This window comes from Marinobacter shengliensis (assembly GCF_003007715.1).
GTDB classification, from domain to species: domain Bacteria; phylum Pseudomonadota; class Gammaproteobacteria; order Pseudomonadales; family Oleiphilaceae; genus Marinobacter; species Marinobacter shengliensis.
Window position 1 is genome coordinate 53,642 of the sequence record NZ_PXNO01000019.1, and the last position, 19,715, is coordinate 73,356.

Consider the following 19,715-nt stretch of genomic DNA (forward strand, 5'->3'; position numbering starts at 1 on the left):
TCGCTTTCAGACACTAGTTCCTTAGTAGTAAACGCTGAGAGTCAACGCCAAAGCATGAGTTTCCGCATTGCCCATGGAGAACGCCCGGTTTTTCATGATGATGGCCATACCCTGGGAACTTTTCCCGATTCCTGTTGGTTTCATCCCATTGATCCGATGCTTTTTTCCGTCGCCACAACATCCCCCTAAGCCAATACTCGTGGCGTCGATGCCTTGAGCAAGACGATGGGTACAACAAAAAACAAGGGGAAAGACAATGAACATCAAGACACGCAAGCGCCCGCTACTACGGGGGATAGGACTGGCTCTGGTACTCGGATCAGCGGTAGGTCTCACCAGTCATGCAAATGCCGGAAACGTAACCTGGGAAGATATCGCCAATGATGCGCAAACAACCGAGAACGTGCTGGGCTATGGCATAGGTCCCAAGGCCCAACGATACAGCCCGATGACCATCATCAACCGGGACAACGTGGAGCGACTGGTTCCGGCCTGGTCATTTTCGTTCGGCGATGAAAAACAACGAGGGCAGGAATCCCAGGCACTGGTTCATGACGGTGTTATCTATGTCACCGGCTCCTACTCTCGCCTGTGGGCCCTGGACGCAAAAACCGGAAAACGGCTATGGGAATACAGTCACCGGCTGCCAGAAGGCATTCGCCCCTGTTGCGATGTGGTCAACCGTGGCGCTGCCATTTTTGGCGATAAAGTCTTCTTCGGTACTCTGGATGCTGGCATTGTTGCCCTGAACAAGGATACCGGTAAGGTCGTCTGGCGAAAAAAATTCGGTGACCATGAAGCCGGCTACACCATGACCGGCGCACCCACGCTCGCGAAGGATCAGAAGACCGGCAAAGTTTTGCTGATTCACGGATCCTCAGGTGATGAATTTGGCGTTGTAGGCAAGCTGTTTGCCCGAGACCCAGATACCGGCGACGAAATCTGGATGCGCCCGTTCGTCGAGGGCCATTATGGCCGTCTCAACGGTAAAAAAAGCACGCCAACCGGTGATCCTCGCGCGCCCAGTTGGCCCGACGACTCCTCCCGTGACACCGGCAAGGTTGAAGCCTGGAGTCATGGCGGCGGAGCCCCCTGGCAAAGCGCCAGCTTCGACGCAGAGACCAACACCATCATCATCGGTGCCGGCAATCCCGCACCCTGGAACACCTGGGCCCGCACATCACCGGGTGGCAATCCTCAGGATTATGACAACCTCTATACGTCAGGACAGGTTGGCGTAGACCCCACAACAGGTGAGGTGAAGTGGTTCTACCAACACACACCGAACGATGCCTGGGATTTTTCCGGTAATAACGAGCTTGTGCTGTTTGAGTACACAGATGACGGGCGTGAGGTAAAAGCCACCGCGCACGCTGACCGCAATGGCTTCTTCTACGTGGTCGACCGCACGAACGGTAAGCTCGAGAAAGCGTTCCCATTTGTTGACAACATTACGTGGGCCAGCCACATCGACCTGGAAACAGGCCGCCCCGTGGAAAGAAAAGGCCAGCGCCCACCACCCGTCCCGAAGGGTGAAACCCGTGGCGAATCCATCGAAGTCTCTCCGCCCTTCCTGGGTGGCAAAAACTGGAATCCTATGGCTTACAGTCAGGACACCGGGCTGTTCTACATACCCGCCAACCACTGGAAAGAAGATTACTGGACCGAGGAAGTTACCTACAAGAAAGGGGCTGCCTATCTGGGACAAGGCTTTCGAATCAAGCGTATGTATGACGACCACGTAGGCATCCTTCGAGCCATGAACCCGCTCACCGGCGAGATCGAATGGGAACACAAAGAGCGGTTGCCACTTTGGGCCGGCGTTCTGACCACGAAAGGCGGCCTTGTGTTCACAGGCACTGGAGACGGCTACCTGAAGGCATTCGATGCCAAGACCGGTGAGGAACTTTGGAAATTCCAGACCGGCTCGGGAATCATCTCTTCGCCGATCACCTGGGAGATGGACGGCGAGCAATATATAGGCATCGCCTCCGGCTACGGCGGTGCAGTTCCGCTTTGGGGCGGCGATATGGCCGAACTGACCAAACCTGTCTCCCAGGGCGGTTCGTTCTGGGTATTCAAGATGCCCTCCTGGGCACAGGCCTCCCGCTAACGTTCCTCCGGACTGGGCCTGGCAGTTCGCCGGGCCCTTTTTTCTGCCTATGATTCAGAGGTGAAATCATGAAACCTGTTATTACCGCCTCATTGTTACTGTTCACCGCATCGGCACTGGCCAGTGACTATATGGCCGATATGGATCAAATCCCCGTCATCAACGGCTGCAAGCTGGAACGCAAAGCTAGTTGCGCCGGCGCTGACCTGCAGGGGGCGGATCTGTCCAATATGGACCTTCACTCAGCCAACTTGCGCGGTGCCAACCTGTCTGGCGCAAATATCAGCCATACCAGCCTCCGAGGTGCCAACCTTGATGGGGCGAATCTCGACAATGTTACCGGCTATCGACTCCAGGCCTACCGGGCCAGCATGAGGGGCGCGTCACTGAAGAATGCCCAGTTACAGGGTATGCAGGGCGAGTATCTGTTCGCCCAGGGAGCAGACTTCAGTGAGGCAGACCTGACCGGAGCCAACTTCGACTTCTCGCGTTTTTCCGGTGCCACTCTGGTGAACGCCACTATGCCCTTCAGCAGCTTCGAGATCTCCTGGATGCCAAAGGCAAATCTGGAGGGCGCCAACCTGAGGGGAGCAAACCTTCAGGAAGCGAAGCTGGGGCTGGCCAACCTGGCTGATGCCGACCTGACCGGAACCCGCATTCACTACGCCACGTTCGAGGGAACCCATATGGAGGGCTGCACAGCCTGCCCCTTTGACTGGTGACCCGGGGCGGGCTCAGACCCGCCTTGCTTCCTCCAGCTGACCATAGCGAACAAGGCCAGCATCCACTGCCAGATGGATCAGCTCCACTGACGAGGCAACCTGAAGCTTGCTCTTCAGGCCCGCCAAGTGGTTAGACACGGTCTTGTTGCTGACGCACAATCGCCCAGCGATACCTGAAACACTCTCACCCCGGGCATACATCAGAAGAACCTCCATTTCCCTTTGGGTCATATCCCTGAGCCGATGGTCTACCGGCCGCTCCTGGTTCATTGCCAGACGGGTCGCAATCGGATGCTCGATGTAGGGCTGGCCAGCAGCGACCCGTTTCACCGCTTCAGCCAACTCCTCCGGGGCGCAGCTTTTTGAGACAAACCCCAAACCACCAATATCCAGAGCCTGCCTGACCATGGGCAGCTCATCGTGCATGGTGAAGAAAAGAATGGCCGCCCCACGCCAGCGCTGGCGCAGTCGGCGCCCAACCTCCAAACCAGAGATATCGGGAAGCCCCATATCGAGCAGCACCACATTTGGCCGCAACCCTCCATAGCAAGCGACCGCATCCTCGCCGTTGTCGACTTCGGTGATCGCCACCGCGGGCAGCATTGAACGCAGGAGATTCGCAATCCCCTGGCGAACGACCTGATGATCATCCACAATCATGAGCTTCACACGATGCTCCCCGGGATTGGGCACAGCCGGGTAAGCGGGACGGCAAGCCGGATTCGGGTGCCCTCGCCCATTCGACTGAAGAACTTTACTTCACCACCCAGGCATCTGGCACGCTCACGCATGGACCGCACACCCAGGCCGGCGTTGTCGGGCAGACAATCGTTTCCGACGCCATCATCACGTACCTCAATGCTCAGTTCCGTGGCGTTAAGGGCTACCGCCAATGTCGCGCAGGACGCATTGGCGTGACGGGATACGTTGTTCAAGGCCTCCTGGAGAAACCGGTACAGGTGTGTCTGCTGCTCACCGGTGAATTCTGGCAGGCGATCGTCCATCGCAAGGCGACACTCCAGGCCACTAAGCTGTTGCCATTGTTCGGTCAGATGCCGGATTGCGCTGCCCAGCCCCAACTGCTCCATCACCAGCGGATGCAAATCCTGGAGCAGGTGACGGAAATGCGTCTGGATGGTCTCACAGTTTTCCGCCAGGTCACTGGCCTGTTTCTTCTGCCGATCATTCAGGCCGGGATCGTAGAGCAGGCTTCGCGCCTGGGCACGAATACCTGTCAGGTATTGCCCCAGGTCGTCGTGGAGTACACGGGCGATATGTTCGCGCTCCCGGTCCTGCAACCGAAGCAGTTCGTTGAGCAGACGACTGACGGTCTGCTGTTCCGACTGAAGCGCCTCGGCCATGGAGTTGAAACGGCAAATCAGAGAGTCCAGCTCTTGTTCTTGCTGACGCGGTAGTCGGGAAGTGAGTTGACCCGCCGAGATTGCCCCCATGGCTTCAGAGAGGCTGGCGAGGGTACGCATGCCGCGCCTGACCATAACAAACAGCGCGAGGAAGCACAGGCAGGTACCAATCGCGTAGGCACCGGAAACCAGCAGGAACCCTTCCCAGATTTCCTCAACCTCATCGGCGGGATCAACCTGCCAGCCATTAACCACTGGCCGGTGGAATTCTCTGGCAATCAGTGCTGAGAACCAGGCAGGCACATCCCTGCTTACTCCAGAACCTGTATCACCCGCCGGCGTCAGGTGACGCATGCCGCTAACGACAGATTCCGGGAGACTGTCAGGGCTTTCCAAACTCTGCGCAAGGCCGGCAACACCGTCAAGTTCCCGCTGGACATCATGGCGGGCCTGCTGGATGTAAAACAGCGCTCCGAGCAGATAGATGAGCAGAAAAACCGCCAGCATCAATAGAGATATCTTCCGATATACCGTCATTGTTTTTATCCATTGCGGGTAAACAGCCTGTCCACTCTCATGCTAAACCCGCCAGCTTTAACCGGAATAGTTCTTTAGTACTGGCACTTTCCTACTTTCTGAATATTTCACCGGCATTGCCCCTTCTCTAAGCTGGAATCACAACAACAAACCGGAGAATCCAATGTCTTTGCTTTCCAGGACAGCGGCAGCCACCCTGCTCACCATGCTCAGCGCAGCTCCTCTTTACGCGGAGGCGCTCGACGTTCGCATCGGCTACCTGCAGTGGGTGCCAGACAAAGGCCCCGTGTTATCCAATATTATTCCAGAGCCCGAGGATGCGGGCCTGCGAGGAGCCGAGCTGGGACTGGCTGACAACCAGACCACTGGCCGATTCCTCGGGCAGAACTATGAACTGGAAACTGAATTAACGGGTTCCCATGAGGAAATCCTGGCGGCGTTTGAAGCCATGCATGACAAGGGTACCCGGCTGTTTGTCATCAATGCGCCAGCGCAAACCGTCCAGGCCATCATGGGCCGGGCAGGTAACAACACACTGGTCTTCAATGCCGGCGCCAAAGACGATGCGCTTCGCACCGCCGAATGCCACGTTAACCTGCTTCACACCGTGCCCAGCTACGCCATGCTGACCGATTCACTGGGCCAGTGGCTGAATATGCGGCGCTGGACCGACCTGTTCCTGATTACCGGCCCGACCGAGGAGGACAAGGCCTGGGCCGATGCGTTTCGCCGGTCTGCCAAGCGCTTTGGTCTGAAGATTGTCCAGGACAAGCCCTGGACTTTCGACGCCGACCTGCGCCGCACTGCGGCCAAGGAACTGCCAGCCTTTACCCAGGCCCGCGCCTACGATGCCGTCGTTGTGGCCGATGTGCGCGGTGATTTCGGCGAATACGTTCCGTTCAACACCTGGCTGCCCAGACCCGTGGTCGGCACCCAGGGCATGGTGCCGGTCACCTGGCACCGGGTGGTCGAAGCCTGGGGTGCCGCGCAGCTTCAGAACCGGTTCCGGGCCTTGGCCGAGCGCGACATGAACGGCGACGACTACGCTGCCTGGGCCGCTGTCCGTTCGATCGGTACCGCGGTAACCGACCTGAAGGTAGCCGACGCCAACGAGATTCGCGACTTTCTGTTTACCGACAAGTTCCAGCTGGCCGCCTTCAAGGGGCGCAGCCTGAGCTTTCGGGACTGGAACGGGCAGCTGCGCCAGCCAATCCCGCTGGTCCATCCCAGAAGCCTGGTCGCACAGGCCCCCTTTGAGGGCTTTTTGCACCCAAATACCGAAATGGACACCCTCGGGTTCGACAAACCCGAGAGTCAGTGTCGCATCAACGGCTGACCCTGAGCGGCGCCAAACTGAAAACAAGAAGGAGCAACACCATGAAATCATTGTTTAAACACGCTGCTCTAGCGGCCATGATCGGCCTGTCTGGGCCAGCCATGGCCGGCCTGGCTTATGTTTCCAACGAGAAAGACAACACCCTGTCGGTGATCGATACAGAAACCCATCAGGTGATTGACACCATTGAGGTGGGCGCGCGCCCCCGGGGCATTCTGCTGTCCAAGGACTTCACCAAGCTCTATATCTGCGCCAGTGACGACGACACGGTGCAGGTGCTGGACCTGGCCACCCGGAAGATCATCGACACCCTGCCCTCCGGCGAGGACCCAGAGCAATTCGCCCTGCATCCGAACAACCGGCACCTGTACATCGCCAATGAGGACGATGCCATCGTGACGGTGGTAGACGTACAAACCAAGGATGTGCTGGCGCAGATTGATGTGGGCATCGAACCAGAAGGTATGGCGGTCAGCCCGGACGGTAAGTGGGCAGTCAACACCAGTGAAACCACCAGTATGTTGCACTGGATCAACACCGAGACTTTTGAAATCGAGAAGAACGTAGTCGTTGGCCAGCGCCCCCGCCACGTGGAGTTCACCAAAGACAGCAAAATTGCCTGGGCCTCAGCCGAAATTGGCGGCACCGTGCACATCTTTGATGTCGACACCATCGAAGAGATCAAGCAAATTGATTTCAAGATCCGCGGCGTGCCCCAGGACCGCGTTCAGCCGGTTGGCATTCAGCTGACCTCGGACGGCAAGTACGCCTTTGTGGCCCTGGGGCCGTCCAACCACGTCGCCGTGGTGGATGCTCAGACCTATGAGGTTCTGGACTATCTGCTGGTTGGTTCCCGGGTATGGCAGCTGGCACTGGATAAGGATGAGAAGTTCCTTTACACCACCAACGGTGTCTCTGGCGATGTCTCGGTGATTGATGTGGACCAGCTCAAGGTCATCAAATCCATCAAGGTGGGCCGCTACCCCTGGGGTGTGGTGATCGATCCGACTTCATGACCATTGAAGCCCGGGACATCAGCTTCCGCTACGGAGACAAAGCGGTTCTGAAGGAGGTCAGCTTCGCGCTGACCTCTGGTCGTTTCCATGCACTTCTGGGCCCAAACGGGGCAGGCAAATCCACCCTGTTTGGCTTGCTCACCCGACTACTGGCCTTGCAGCAGGGCGATGTCTTGCTGGGCGGCCGGTCACTCAGAAAACAGCCCGCAGAGGCGATGCGGAAAATCGGCGTGGTGTTTCAGCAGAATGCCCTGGACCTGGACTTGTCCGTTCGCCAGAACCTGCACTACCACGCCGCGCTGCATGGCCTGTCCCGCAAAGAAGCCCGGGCCCGTGGTGACCGTGAGCTGGCCCGGTTCAAGCTACTCGACCGGGCCGACGACGCGGTTCGCCAGCTCAACGGGGGGCACCGGCGGCGGGTGGAAATTGCGCGTGCACTGCTTCATCAACCCTCCCTGTTACTTCTGGACGAGCCCACCGTAGGCCTCGATGTCGCCAGCCGGCGGGCACTCAACGAACACGTTCGGACCCTGTGCGAGGAAGATGGGCTGACCGTACTCTGGGCCACGCACCTGATTGAAGAGGTTCAGGAGCAAGACAAGGTGTTGATTCTGCACCAGGGCCGCTTGCTGGCAAACGGCACCGGCCAGGTGATCTGCGAGGAACAAGGTGCGCAGAACCTGGCGGAGACCTTCCACAAACTGACCGGAGCCGGCTGATATGAAAGCCATTGATTACTGGCACTGTTTCCTGGGCATTCAGACCCGGGAGTGGCTCAGGTTCTGGCAACAGCGCACCCGCTTTGCCAGTGCGCTGGTGCGGCCCCTACTCTGGCTGGTGGTATTTGCCGCCGGGTTCCGGGCGGTTCTGGGCATTTCCATTATTCCCCCCTACCAGACCTACATCACCTATGAGACCTATATCGTGCCCGGGCTGTGCGGCATGATTATCCTGTTCAACAGTATGCAGGGGGCCCTGTCGATGGTGTATGACCGGGAACTGGGCAGCATGCGGGTGCTGTTGATGAGCCCCCTGCCCAGGCCGTTTCTGCTGATTACCAAACTGCTGGCCATGGGTTTTGTGTCAGTGGCCCAGGTTTATGTTTTTCTGCTGATCTCATGGCTGGTTGGCGTAGAACCACCCCGCTGGGGGTATCTGGCAGTTCTGCCGACGTTGATCCTCACCAGCCTGATGCTGGGCGCACTGGGATTGCTGATTGCCACCTGGATAAAACAACTGGAGAACTTCGCGGGGGTGATGAACTTTGTCATCTTCCCTATGTTCTTTATGTCTTCCGCCCTGTATCCGTTGTGGCGCATGAACGAAGCCAGCCCGTGGCTTTACTGGATCTGCCAGTTCAATCCGTTTACCCACGCAGTCGAAGCGATCCGGTTTTCACTCTACCTGGAATGGAACCCTCTGGCCGTCGGCATCACCGCCGGCGTGACCATCGTGCTTTCGCTGTTCGCTACCGCGGGTTTTCGCCCTCAGCGGACGAAAATCCTGGGGAGCAAGCCCGCCTGATCCAGCCGAGTGTCAGGAGCCCACTCTATCCAGCCGCCTCAGGTGCTCCAACAACTTGCGAACGGCTCCCGACTCCACCACACGGTCGTCCCATTGCAACCTTGCCGGCTTACCATCGAGGTACCAGAGCCGGTTTGCCAGTAACTCTGCATCACCGCTGTCGTGGGTCACACAGATCATGGCCATATCCGGGTTTGCGTCCAGTATGCCGGCAATCAGCTGTTTCAGGTCTCCCGCCATAACCGGGTCGAGCGAGGCAAAGGGCTCATCCAGCAGTAACAGGTCCGGCTTGACCGCCAGGCAGCGGGCCAAAGCAGCGCGGCGCGCCATACCCAGGGAGAGCTGATCCGGCAGGTAATGGCCATAACCGGCCAGGCCAACCTGTTGCAACAGGTGTTCAGCCTCCTCATCGCTTGCGCCCACCAGCCGGAGGTTGGCTTTCAGGCTTCGCCAGGGCAACAGCCGATGCTCCTGAAACAGGTACCCGACTCGCAGTGTTTCACGACCCACCACCGCGCCGGCAGGCATTGAGTGATCCAGGCCGGCAATGGCATTAATCAGCGTGGTCTTGCCTATACCGGACGGCCCAAGCAAACAGATGCGGTCACCACGCTTGATGGTGGCAAACACTTCACCCAGCACGGGCTGTGCATAGTCGCGGCCGCGTATTCTCAGCTCAAGCATGGGCCTGCTCCGGCTGTCGCCAGCGATTAGCCCGCCTTTCCACAGGCTGTAACAGCCCCAGTTCAATCAACTGCACAACGGCGATAAACGCCAGGCTGTAGGCCAGAATGGTGGCAACGTCGAACACCTGGAACGCCAGGTGCAGCTGAAAACCAACGCCACTGGAACGCCCCAGCAGTTCAACCACCAGAACGATTTTCCAGATCAGCGACAGCCCGCCCCGGGTGGCCGCCATCAGATAGGGAAAGAGCTGCGGCACCCAAACCTCACGGAGCCGCTGCCAGCGGGTAAATCCGTATACAGTGGCCATCTGTTCCAGCCGGTAGTCCAGGCTGCGGGCACCTTCTCGCACTGTGACGGCAACGTTCGGGATCTTGTTGATAACAACCGCCATCACTGCGGCCGCCTCCACCAGCCCGAACCAGACATACATCAGTATGATGGTGACCAGCGCAGGCAGGTTCAGAAGCAACACCAGCATGGGATCAAACAGTGCGTTGGCGGTACGCGACCGCCCCATCGCGATACCAATCAACGTACCCAGCAGCATCGCCAGGGTAAACGCCACCGCGACCCGCGCCAGTGTGGTGCCCAGATGAAACCAGAGCTGACCACCCCGCGCCTCCTCCATCAGGGTTGCCAGCACCTGCAATGGCCCGGGTAACAACGGGGATTCCAGATGCCAGGCAAAAAGCCCCCAGAACACCATAAACAGGGGCAGTACCAACCAGTAGCTCCAGACCGGCGGGCGACCTGCCGGGCTGCTCACGGCGGGCTCCGGTAGAACAGGGCCTCGGGCATCAGAGCCTCGGTATCCGCACCCGTCAGCACCAGTAACCTCTGGAGGTCGGCACGGCGTTGTTCGGTTAGCGGCGCCGGGGTGCCAGCCACAAAGCCATCCCGCAGGGCTTCAAACACGGCGTCTGTGGACTGTCCCATCAGAGGCCGTAACCGCTGCCAGTGCGATGGTTCACCGGCCAGCTCGGCTTTTGCTTGTTGCAGCGAACGGGCAAAGCTTTCAATCAGGCCGGCCTGCTGTTGCGCCCATTCCGAAGGAAAGACATACCCCAGTACCGGCAGGTTCGGGTCCAGGTCCAGAGCCCTGAGCAGGTCCGCCATCCCGAAAGCGGAACGCCAGCCGCCCTCACCTCTGAGCCGGGCAGAGAAGTGCCAGTATGTGACGATGGCATCAACCTGGCCACGTTTCAGCGCCTCGTTCAGTAGTGGCGGGGCGGCAAACTGCACCCGGGCATCTCGAGCCAGTTCGATACCCTGTCGCTTTGCCACCTCGGTCAGCAACACCCAGCCCTTACTGTCCGGCCCGCCGGCTACGCCGATGCGTTTGCCTGCCAGGCCAGCTACAGAGCGAATCGCCGACGCCTCCGGCACGACGATATCCCCGATCTGGCTTGAGAAGGGCACATACAGGTAGGGGGCGCCGGCTTTGAATCGCGACTGCGCCCAAAGCAAATCAGCCACCGCGCCATGCACGGAACCACTGGTGACTGCCAGCCGTGACGCAGGCAAATTCGCCACCAGTTTCAGGTCAAGCCGATAGCCGTTCTTCTGGTCCAGCTTTCTGTGTTGCAGATGATCCAGCTCCCAGTGGGCGGTACCGAACTGAAGCACGCTGATGCTGAGAACGGGCAACTCCGCCGGCTCCCGCGAATAGCCGTTGTCCGGTGTTACCAGCAAAACCACGGCAAACACCAGGCTGAGTGCGCGAAAGCCCCGTGAGAACCACCCCTTGAGGCCCGGGTGTACGGCTTGAGTTATTCTTGTGTGATGCTTCATACCATCACGATACGAAGCCCTCAGCCCTTCAAGAATAGTACTTTGGTGCCTGTTTTTTGGTGCGATGGTCGCATTCAACCCAGGGCCAATATGGCGTGTAATGAGATCATCACAATAATAAACAGAAGGTGATCGCACCCATGCAAACGCCTTCTGCACAGGAGGCCGCCATGTTAACCGAGCTTGATGCCGCACTCTCGTCGGAAAAACGCTATCATGATTCCGACACCACTCCCGAAGACGACAATAAACAGGCAGAAACATCCATGGAGCCGGCGTACAAGATTCTGATTGCCGACGACCACCCCCTGTTCCGGGAAGCGATCAGCAGTGTGATCGCCTCAGGATTCCAGGGCAGTGAGATTATCGAAACCGATGATCTGGACAGCGCGCTGGAAATCACCCGCGAAAACGACGACCTCGATCTCATCCTGCTTGATCTGAACATGCCAGGCATGCACGGCCTGAACGGCCTGATCACCCTGCGCAACGAGGCGCCGACCATCCCGGTGGTGATCGTTTCCGCCGAGGAAGACAAACAGGTGGTTTTGCAGGCGATCACTTACGGCGCGGTGGGCTTCATCACCAAGTCCTCACCCCGGGCCCAGATGACCGAAGCCATCCAGCAGATCCTGAATGGCAACGTATACCTGCCCTCCGACATCATTCGCACCGGCAAGGAAAGTAACAGCCGCAGGGCCCGGCACGAAGACAATCCCATTTCCCCGGAACTGCTCAACTCCCTGACCCGTCGCCAGTTACTGGTACTGGAAAGAATGTCCAAAGGCGAGTCCAACAAGCAGATCGCCTACAACCTGAACATTGCAGAAACCACGGTGAAAGCCCACGTATCGGCCATTCTGAGGAAACTCGGTGTGCACAACCGGGTGCAGGCCATTCTGTCGGCCAGCGATGTGGATTTCAGCCAGTACCTGAAGCGTTGACCTGCCTTGAGGGGCTCAGCCCCTCAAGACATGATTGAGTACCGTTCTTAATTTCAACGGCTTTACCGGCTTGTTCATCAGCAGATAACCCAGCTCGCGGATGTGCTGTTTCAGCTCGTTGGTGTAATTGGCCGTGATCATCAACACCGGCGCCGGCTGACTGCGCCGGCCATTGATCTGGGCAACCGCATCCACACCGTTCTCATCGTTATCCAGATGGTAATCCGCCAGGATCAGGTCCACCGGTGCGCTGGCGATAACCACTTTGGCGTCCAGATCAGGCACCGAGACGGCGGTCACCACCCGGCAGTCCCAACCCTCCAGCAGGGTTTTCATCCCCTCACAGATGGCCAGATCGTTGTCGATAACCCACACCCTGGCGCCGGACATGCCGTGATCCACTTCAACCTTCTGGATGTCCGTGGTCGCCGCCGGCGAGGGCTGCAGCTGCCCCAGCGGCACCCGCACGCTGAACACCGAGCCTTTGCCCTCAATTGATGCCACAGACACCTCATGCCCAAGCATGCGGGATATCTTGTCGACGATCGCCAGCCCCAGGCCCAGCCCCTTGTCGGCCTGGGAGCCACTGGGGCGAATACGCTTGAACTCCTGGAAGATCTCGGTCAACTTGTCCTCGGGAATCCCCGGGCCGGTGTCCCACACCTGCAGTAACACGTGATCATGCCGGCGGCGAACACCGAGCAGGATGCGCCCCTGGCCGGTGTACCGGATCGCGTTGGTCAGGAAGTTTCTCAGGATTCTGGCCAACAGCTGGGAGTCAGACTGCACCACCGCCGACGACGGCACGAAATCCAGCCGCAACCCCTCTGCCAAAGCCATCTGACGGAATTCCCGGGCGATGTTGTTGAGCAGATCCCGCAGATCAAAGGCGGTCACGTCCGGTTTGATCACCCCGGCGTCCAGCTTGGAAATGTCCACCAGCGTGCCCAGCAGGTTCTCGACGTCGTCCAGCGAGGTGCTGACCGAGCGCACCAACCCCTCGGCCCTGGGGCCAAAGCTTTGCTCCTGCAAGGCGCTGGTGAACAGACGGGCAGCATTGAGCGGCTGCAGCAGATCGTGACTGACGGCGGCCAGAAACTTGGTTTTCGACAGATTGGCCCGCTCGGCCTCCAACTTGGCTTCCCTGAGGCGCGCCTCAACCGCTGCGCGTTCCGAGATTTCCTGGCGAAGCTGGGCGTTGAGGCCGGTCAGTGCCGCTGTACGCTCCCGTACCCGCTTCTCCAGATTGTCATAGGCCTGCTCCAACGCCAGCGCGGTTTTTCTGCGATCGGTGATATCCCGAATCAGCACGAAGAAGCCGACCACTTCGCCATTGTCATCGACGTTGGGCACGTACGATCTGAGCATGTACCGCTGCTCACCCCGGACACCGGTTTCGTCAAACTCGAATGTCACGCTGTGGCCATCCATGACCTCCAGAATCTGGGGTAGCAACCGCTGGTAAAATTCGGGCTCGTGCACCTCATCCAGGCGCATACCCAGGGGCGACTGCCCAGGTTGGCCATACCAGGCCTGGTACACCTTGTTGCAGAACTGCACGGTCAGATCAGCGCCCACGTAAGCAATCAATGCCGGCACATGGTCTGTCACCACGCGAATCCAACGCTCGCTTTCTTCCAGTGCCTTGATACGGCGAGCCATTTCGCTGTTCTTGACGTCGGTGATATCGGAATACAGCACCACAAGCCCGCCTTCCCGCGTGGGCCTTTCGGTCATCTGCACCCAGCGACCGTTGGACAGCAGGAACACCGTGCCCTCGGCATCTTCGTGGCTGTGCTCTTCCACGACCAAGCCGGAGGTCAGTGCTTTCGATTTCACTTCGTCTATCGGGGTGCCCGCACCGGGCACTGGCACACCGGCATGGCGCCAGTAACTCCGGAAACGGCTGTTGGTCTGAATCAGGCAGTGGTTGTGGTCGAACAGCACGAAACCATCGGCAATGCTTTCAATGGCATCGTTCAGGCGCTGGCGCGAGGTCTCCGCCTCTTCCCGGGCACGCATCAAGGCTTTGTTACTGGCCTTGAGTTCTTCCATGGTCAGGTTCAGTGCTTCCGTGCGCTCACGGACCTGCTCGGCCAGTATCACCGAGTGTTCGAACGCCGCGTAGGGCTCCGGCTTGTGGGCCGAGCCAGACTCCACCCGAACGATCAGCGCATCCCGGATTTCTCGCAGGCGCCGGTTCTCGGCTTCCAGTTCCGCAATACGCTGGTCTTTGGCGGACTCGCCGGAAGATTCGGGGAGATCAGGTGCTGAACTCAGGCTGGCCAATGACCACCCCCGTAAAGGTCTGATTGATGTGCATACCGTTGAATTGCTCCCCATAGGTGTTGAACCCCACCACACGGTGCGCTTTGAGAAATTCGGAAACGGCGTCACTTTGGCCGGTCAGCTCGGCTTCGAGCCGGCGTAAAAAGCAGTCGCACCCCAGTGTCACCAGCGGTGTGCCGACCACCCGCTCGGAGGCCTCAATCTGGGTTCGTACACTGTCCAGGAGCGAACCCGGCGCCATGGCGGTCATCACAATGCCCGTCTCCACTGCGCAATAGAACGTGAGACTGCGATCCGGATTGACTCTCTGGATAGAGCGAACGAAATAGTTCCCGCCCACTCGAACGCCCAGGGGCCGCAGGGCAAACACCTTGCGGTCCAGTTCATCCAGCGATACGCCCACCGCCCGGGCATAAACCTCGGCTGCCGGCTCCGCGTTCAACTCGTATACCGTCCGGCTTTGCGGGCAAGCCCGGGTAACCACCAGTTTTTCATCCAGCGGTTCCATGTGGTGGGTCGAGAACACCCGGAAATCCAGCGGGGTATTGACCAGCATGACGGTGGCCGCCCCGCAGTGAAATTCCCCATCGTAATAAACGTGGGTATCGGCCAGGCGTTCGTCGTCCCCCGCAGAACCACCAAACTGAGGGATTGTGCCTAAAGCCGCGTTGAGGGTCGCCAGCACCAGCTCTTCCCGGCTGGAAAGCCCGTCCAGTAAGGTAATCGCGAAAGTATTACCCTTGACCGGCGCCAGGTTGGCATCCCGGCAGGTGGTCAGCATCTGGTCAATGACACCCTGGGCGTCCTGCAGGGTGAATCGATCCAACTGCCGAATCAAAGCACAATCGATGGCGAAGTAACGGGCATCAAACCCGATGGCACTGATGCAGCCCCGGTCGTATCCCTGCTCGGTAATCTCACCGGCCGAGGTGCAACCGTAGACACGCACACCAGAGAAGGCTTTCTGCAGAGCAGGGCCCAATTTCTGCAGTTCATATTCAACAGAGCAGAAGAACAGCACGCAACCCAGGTTGTCGTGCACAAGCTGCCTGGCAAGCTCTGCGGCGGCCAGCTCGGGCTTGCGGACGCTGGAACTGGCGACTCGCACTGCGGGTAACTGACTGACTGGCTTCATCGGTAGCCTGCTCGGAATACGGGAATCTGATACCGATTCTACGCCTCCTGAACCACCAGCCAATGCGACTTCAGTGCACTTTGTCGGCGCGCCAAATCTTCCGTAAGCCATTGATTATATTCCCCTTGAATCAATGTCCGGTGACGCAGCCAGGTTTTGGCAAGAGCAAACCGGCACTTTAGTCTGAGACGGCCATCGCAGGCGCACCGGCTTCCTGCCGGCTACCTGCAAGGCCATAGACAGGAGCGAAGCTCCTCAGAACATCACAACGGCACCCAATGCCAGAGTGTTGGCGTCTGCGGTTTTCACACCTGTAGACTTGGTTTCCTGCTCGAACATGTTGTATTCGGCCACCAGCTTGAAGTTACTGTTAACGTCGTGGAACACGGCCACCGACATATTCTCGGTCTCGAAATTGCCCTGATCGGAATCGGTTTCACCGTAAGACAGCACAAAGCGGTTCGCCCCCAGGGTGTAGGAAGCCTGAACCAGGTAGCCATCGGCGTCTTCTTCAGAGGCCAGAGCCCCATCAGTAATCAGAACGGGCGCGTCGCCTTTGGAAGTGAAGCCTGAAGCCGTCAGGGACAGACCCGCCACAGCCGCTTTCACACCATAGCCAACACCCCGACTGTCGATCTTGGTAGTGGCGTTTTCGGAGCTCTGATGACGACCGTTCACCCACCCCGTCAGGGCCACGCCGTTCAGGTCAGCGCTGTAGGTGACTTCCGCCTCAAAACGCGGGGCGGACTGCTCAGACTGGGCGCCCGGCGTGGTGTTGGCAGGCTCAAAGATACCCGCCGCAACGTTCAGGCCACCCATGTCCGGTGTGCGATAGGTGATCTGGGCTGACGGATTTGGGTAAGGGTAGCCAGTGCGGATATTGCCGAAAGACACGCCTGTGGCTGCACCCGGAGAACCAAAACCCATCAGGATCTCATCCAGGAATATATTGGAACGGGCGTACAGGCCGAAATCCTTACCAATCAGGACCTGACCAAAACTGCCATCCACCGTTGCGTACAGTTGACGCACATCGATTGCGGTGTCGGTCGGCGACTGCAGGCTGTCGTTGATGGTGCTCCAGAACGATGAACGGCCACCCAGTGTCAGGTCGCCCATCTCCTTACTGAAATTGAAGCCGATGGTGTTCGGCAAAAAACCCATCTTGACGTCGGAATTGCGCACGTCAGCGACTTTGTCATCACGGTTCACGTAAAACGCATTGAAGTAGCCATCCACCGAAAAGCTGGTGCCATCCTCATTGTACAGTTCAATGGCCGCATTGGCTCCGGCACTGGCTCCCATGGCCGCCATCATGGCAATGGCCAACCCTGACTTTCTGAAGTTGTTGTTTTTCATACATCCCCCGGTTGTTTTTTGGAAATCTGGGATAAGAGGACCGGTTATCCGATCGCTCCAGGCGAGGTCTGACGCCTGATTTCCATGGTCGGTGATGCAACAACAGGGGGGAATGCTTCCAGCGAGCAGGTTTTCTGCTCATTTGGGAGGCACTTGAAATGAAACTTTGGAAGTACGACTACGTGGAAAGACCACCCGGGAACTGGTCCAGTTCAGACAAGCAGTCATCAAGAAACTCATGGGGGTTGGCCAAAATGGCCTCGTCTGCCACGACACCAAACTGCACCTGACCGGCGTAGCTGACGATACTCACACCCAGCCCGATATCGCCGGCCTGAGGCACCCAGAACATCTGTTCGGTGATGGCGCAACCGGCGAGGTACCGGGTCTCCGGCGTGCCAGGTACATTGGAAACCACCGCCGAGGCCTTGCGGAAAAACAGATCAGCCAAAGGTTTGCGCCCCACCTCCGGCAACAGCGCTGCGCTGGCCGTCAGCCCCCAGGCGATCCCCGGCTGCCAGCTCTTCTTGAGCTTGCGGGTTTCATGCTTGATGCGGAACAGCCGCTCCAGAGCACTGGCACCATCCACCGGCATGGGCACGAACACCGTGCCAAAGCAGTTGCCGGGCTCGCCGTCCTCCGGCCGAACCCCCTCCGGCATCCGGGACCGGATATCCACCGGCACCGCCGCATGCATGACCGCATCGTCCAACTGTTCTGGTGACATCCCCAGGCGTGGGCGCACAGCAGCCGCCACACAGGCCAGTAACACATCGTTGATCGTAGTATGGGTGGCCGATGCGACTGCACGAAAACGGTCAAGCGCCACCGGTTCAGACCACCGACAGCTGCGCCTGCCCAGCAATGGCCGCCGAAGCTCCGAGGGCGTATCGGCCGGTTCCACCAGAAACTCGCTGAGCTCATGCACCATCCGGGCACTGGCCTCCAGAGCCCGCCCGGCGTGCCCCGCCCCTTTGGTGGGACCATCATCCGGTATCGCGCCGGAAACCTGGCCTGCCTGGGCAGCCATATTCCCCAACCATTGCCTGGCGTAGGTTGTCCACCGTTCCAGCTGCGGCAACTCGGCGGCGCCATAGATGGCCGGGTACTGCCGGGGCGACGGCGGGCAAAGTGTTGAGAAAATGCCCAGCAGGGACAGGCCGTCGGCGTAACAATGATGCAGGCGCAGCAGCAAGGCCGCACCACCCTGGGCGTTGGGCGCCAGCCAGAACTTCCAGCCCGGGCGATACCGCGGCAGCGGCTCGTTCAGCCGCGCCGACACCCAGTCCTGCAACTGATGCTGATCAAACCGATCTATCACCACATCAAGGTGATGGGAAACGGAAAAGGTGGGGTCTTTCTGCCAGTACCAGGCCGGCGCCTTCCAGACCGGGCGACAGAGAAAACGCTCCCAGGCAGTCCAGTACACATCGAGAAATTCCCGGAACCGACCGGCCGTCAGGCCGTCAACCCGGAGCATGATGGTGATGGTCATGGGGTTTTCCGGCCGTTCCAAAGCCAGCCAGGCCGAATCCGAAGGCAGCATGAGATGCGATTGCTCCTGGTTCAAACCTGATAGTCCCCGATGAATAACGTGCCCGATAAGTAATAAGCCAATCCCGCATTGTGCCAGAGTCCTTTACGGGGCTCCATCACCGTGCGTCGCCCACAGCGTTACAAAAAATTACCTGCAAGTAACCCTTCGGCTCTATACTGGTTATATGTAATGATGCAATGGTTATAGAGAAGGACCACGATGCTGCGCGATTGGCTACAGATCTCCGAAAATCTCGGCGGTAGTGCCACTAACTCGCCCAGCCAAACGCGGTACAAATGAAAGACCGGCACAACCAAAACCAATAACAGTCCATTGCAATGCCGGGGGAGATGAATCATGAAAGCCAGTCATGTTCGCAAACTGATCAAGCCTATCGAGAGCGCCTATTCAGAGATGTTCTCAGGCCGGGTTTACCGTGTTGGTAAAGGCGCCGTATCGGTGCGTAATCATAGCGGCGCTGCGGAACATACCGTCATCGGTGTGCACGGCTTTCTGGAGAATCACTGCTACTTTACCCAGGCGTACGATGGTCCAACCACCGAACTGATTCTTCTCACCTGCAGCAATTACCATATTCCAGTAAACGGTGTAACGCCGGAGAACCCGGGCTGGGAAGTGCCCATAAAGCACCTGGAAGGTACCATTGAGTATGATGCCTGCATTCTGAACCAGGCACTGCAAAACCTGCCCAGCACCCGCAATATCCGGATCCACGGCCACTCCAGGGGTGGTGCGGTGATTCTTGAAGCCATCAAGCAGTGGCCAGAGCTGTACGAAGATGTCGAAATTGTGCTGGAAGCGCCAGTGCTGCCCCAGGGCAAATTGCACGCCCTGGTGACCACGCTGCTGGAGCCGGTCAGCCACGGCATGTGGCCCTGGCTGATCCGTCTGATCAACAGCGCGCCGCAATCCGCCTACGGCCAGACATTCTTTGGCAAGATGAACCCGAGAAAACGGCAGCTGCTGAACAAATTGTTCTATGCTACCAAGGATCATCTGACCATCGTGCGCAACATTGAAAACATCATGGAGTGGATGGTCCGCACAGACACCTCGGTGTACCAGCATGTGCGCCATGGCACGTTCCTGATACCTGCAACGGATCGCATCCTGGATCGCAATGCCATGCTGGCCAGTGCCCGTACCAGCCCGACCAACATGCGCATCATCGAAACCGAAGCCCCCAGCCACTTCATCACGCTGGACAGCAAGGAATGGGTACCCGGCCTGGAAACTCTGCCTATTGCCGCCGAGGGCTGAACCTGAACAGGTGCAGCCCGGTTTCCGCTTCGCTAAACTGAGCGCCTTTTTCTGAGGCCATGCCTCTTGTCGCCGGTTTTATT

At 58.6% G+C, this 19,715-nt stretch carries 18 protein-coding genes; 8 read left to right on the forward strand and 10 right to left on the reverse strand.

The window, feature by feature from the left end; all coding sequences use genetic code 11:
* Positions 1–21 precede the first annotated feature (21 nt).
* Positions 22–144, reverse strand: coding sequence for a hypothetical protein (locus C7H10_RS19400; RefSeq protein WP_267283736.1), 123 nt, complete (start codon positions 142–144; stop codon positions 22–24).
* Between the two features lie 112 nt (positions 145–256).
* Between C7H10_RS19400 and C7H10_RS04010 the strand changes: the two genes are divergently transcribed.
* Positions 257–2,113, forward strand: coding sequence for a methanol/ethanol family PQQ-dependent dehydrogenase (locus tag C7H10_RS04010; protein ID WP_106693846.1), 1,857 nt, complete (start codon positions 257–259; stop codon positions 2,111–2,113).
* Positions 2,114–2,181: 68 nt separating this feature from the next.
* The gene (locus C7H10_RS04015) at positions 2,182–2,835 is read left to right on the forward strand and encodes a pentapeptide repeat-containing protein (RefSeq protein WP_106693847.1); all 654 of its coding nucleotides are present in this window, start codon (positions 2,182–2,184) and stop codon (positions 2,833–2,835) included.
* Positions 2,836–2,847: 12 nt separating this feature from the next.
* On the opposite strand, the gene C7H10_RS04020 is transcribed toward C7H10_RS04015, so the two are convergent.
* Positions 2,848–3,504: a response regulator gene (locus C7H10_RS04020; RefSeq protein WP_106693848.1), complete on the reverse strand. Its 657-nt coding sequence runs from the start codon at positions 3,502–3,504 to the stop codon at positions 2,848–2,850.
* Positions 3,501–4,733 (reverse strand): sensor histidine kinase, encoded by a 1,233-nt coding sequence (locus C7H10_RS04025; protein ID WP_106693849.1) that lies wholly within the window; start codon positions 4,731–4,733, stop codon positions 3,501–3,503. The genes C7H10_RS04020 and C7H10_RS04025 overlap by 4 nt, the downstream gene beginning before the upstream one ends.
* A gap of 163 nt (positions 4,734–4,896) precedes the next feature.
* Here C7H10_RS04025 and C7H10_RS04030 point away from each other — a divergent pair, with 163 nt between their 5' ends.
* Genes C7H10_RS04030 through C7H10_RS04045 form a run of 4 tightly spaced genes read left to right on the forward strand, consistent with a single transcriptional unit; the run spans position 4,897 to position 8,609 of the window.
* Positions 4,897–6,069: an ABC transporter substrate-binding protein gene (locus C7H10_RS04030; protein ID WP_106693850.1), complete on the forward strand. Its 1,173-nt coding sequence runs from the start codon at positions 4,897–4,899 to the stop codon at positions 6,067–6,069.
* Between the two features lie 41 nt (positions 6,070–6,110).
* Entirely contained in the window at positions 6,111–7,085 is a 975-nt protein-coding gene (locus C7H10_RS04035) for a YVTN family beta-propeller repeat protein (RefSeq protein WP_106693851.1), read from the forward strand.
* Positions 7,082–7,804: an ABC transporter ATP-binding protein gene (locus C7H10_RS04040; protein ID WP_106693852.1), complete on the forward strand. Its 723-nt coding sequence runs from the start codon at positions 7,082–7,084 to the stop codon at positions 7,802–7,804. The genes C7H10_RS04035 and C7H10_RS04040 overlap by 4 nt, the downstream gene beginning before the upstream one ends.
* A 1-nt stretch (position 7,805) precedes the next feature.
* A complete protein-coding gene (locus C7H10_RS04045) occupies positions 7,806–8,609 on the forward strand; it encodes an ABC transporter permease (protein WP_106693853.1) in 804 nt (267 codons plus the stop codon).
* 12 nt (positions 8,610–8,621) lie between these two features.
* On the opposite strand, the gene C7H10_RS04050 is transcribed toward C7H10_RS04045, so the two are convergent.
* From C7H10_RS04050 to C7H10_RS04060, 3 genes are read right to left on the reverse strand one after another with little or no spacing between them, the layout of a single operon-like run.
* Positions 8,622–9,293: an ATP-binding cassette domain-containing protein gene (locus C7H10_RS04050; protein ID WP_106693854.1), complete on the reverse strand. Its 672-nt coding sequence runs from the start codon at positions 9,291–9,293 to the stop codon at positions 8,622–8,624.
* Complete coding sequence (locus C7H10_RS04055) at positions 9,286–10,002, reverse strand: ABC transporter permease (RefSeq protein WP_106694069.1); 717 nt, start codon at positions 10,000–10,002, stop codon at positions 9,286–9,288. Before C7H10_RS04055 ends, C7H10_RS04050 begins: the two co-directional genes overlap by 8 nt.
* 56 nt (positions 10,003–10,058) lie before the next feature.
* Complete coding sequence (locus C7H10_RS04060; protein ID WP_106693855.1) at positions 10,059–11,087, reverse strand: ABC transporter substrate-binding protein; 1,029 nt, start codon at positions 11,085–11,087, stop codon at positions 10,059–10,061.
* A gap of 266 nt (positions 11,088–11,353) precedes the next feature.
* Between C7H10_RS04060 and C7H10_RS04065 the strand changes: the two genes are divergently transcribed.
* Positions 11,354–12,031: a response regulator gene (locus C7H10_RS04065; RefSeq protein ID WP_106694070.1), complete on the forward strand. Its 678-nt coding sequence runs from the start codon at positions 11,354–11,356 to the stop codon at positions 12,029–12,031.
* 15 nt (positions 12,032–12,046) lie between these two features.
* Here C7H10_RS04065 and C7H10_RS04070 read toward each other — a convergent pair whose 3' ends face one another.
* From C7H10_RS04070 to C7H10_RS04085, 4 genes are all read right to left on the reverse strand, one after another.
* Complete coding sequence (locus C7H10_RS04070) at positions 12,047–14,320, reverse strand: hybrid sensor histidine kinase/response regulator (protein ID WP_425269113.1); 2,274 nt, start codon at positions 14,318–14,320, stop codon at positions 12,047–12,049.
* Positions 14,295–15,455 carry a nitric oxide-sensing protein NosP gene (nosP, locus tag C7H10_RS04075; protein ID WP_167392874.1) on the reverse strand — a complete coding sequence of 387 codons (1,161 nt, stop codon included), beginning with the start codon at positions 15,453–15,455 and terminating at the stop codon, positions 14,295–14,297. Before nosP ends, C7H10_RS04070 begins: the two co-directional genes overlap by 26 nt.
* A gap of 255 nt (positions 15,456–15,710) precedes the next feature.
* The gene (locus tag C7H10_RS04080; RefSeq protein WP_106693858.1) at positions 15,711–16,814 is read right to left on the reverse strand and encodes a porin; all 1,104 of its coding nucleotides are present in this window, start codon (positions 16,812–16,814) and stop codon (positions 15,711–15,713) included.
* Between the two features lie 178 nt (positions 16,815–16,992).
* Positions 16,993–18,360 carry a WS/DGAT domain-containing protein gene (locus C7H10_RS04085; RefSeq protein ID WP_106693859.1) on the reverse strand — a complete coding sequence of 456 codons (1,368 nt, stop codon included), beginning with the start codon at positions 18,358–18,360 and terminating at the stop codon, positions 16,993–16,995.
* A gap of 348 nt (positions 18,361–18,708) precedes the next feature.
* Here C7H10_RS04085 and C7H10_RS04090 point away from each other — a divergent pair, with 348 nt between their 5' ends.
* Complete coding sequence (locus tag C7H10_RS04090; RefSeq protein WP_106693860.1) at positions 18,709–19,632, forward strand: alpha/beta hydrolase; 924 nt, start codon at positions 18,709–18,711, stop codon at positions 19,630–19,632.
* Positions 19,633–19,715 lie beyond the last annotated feature (83 nt).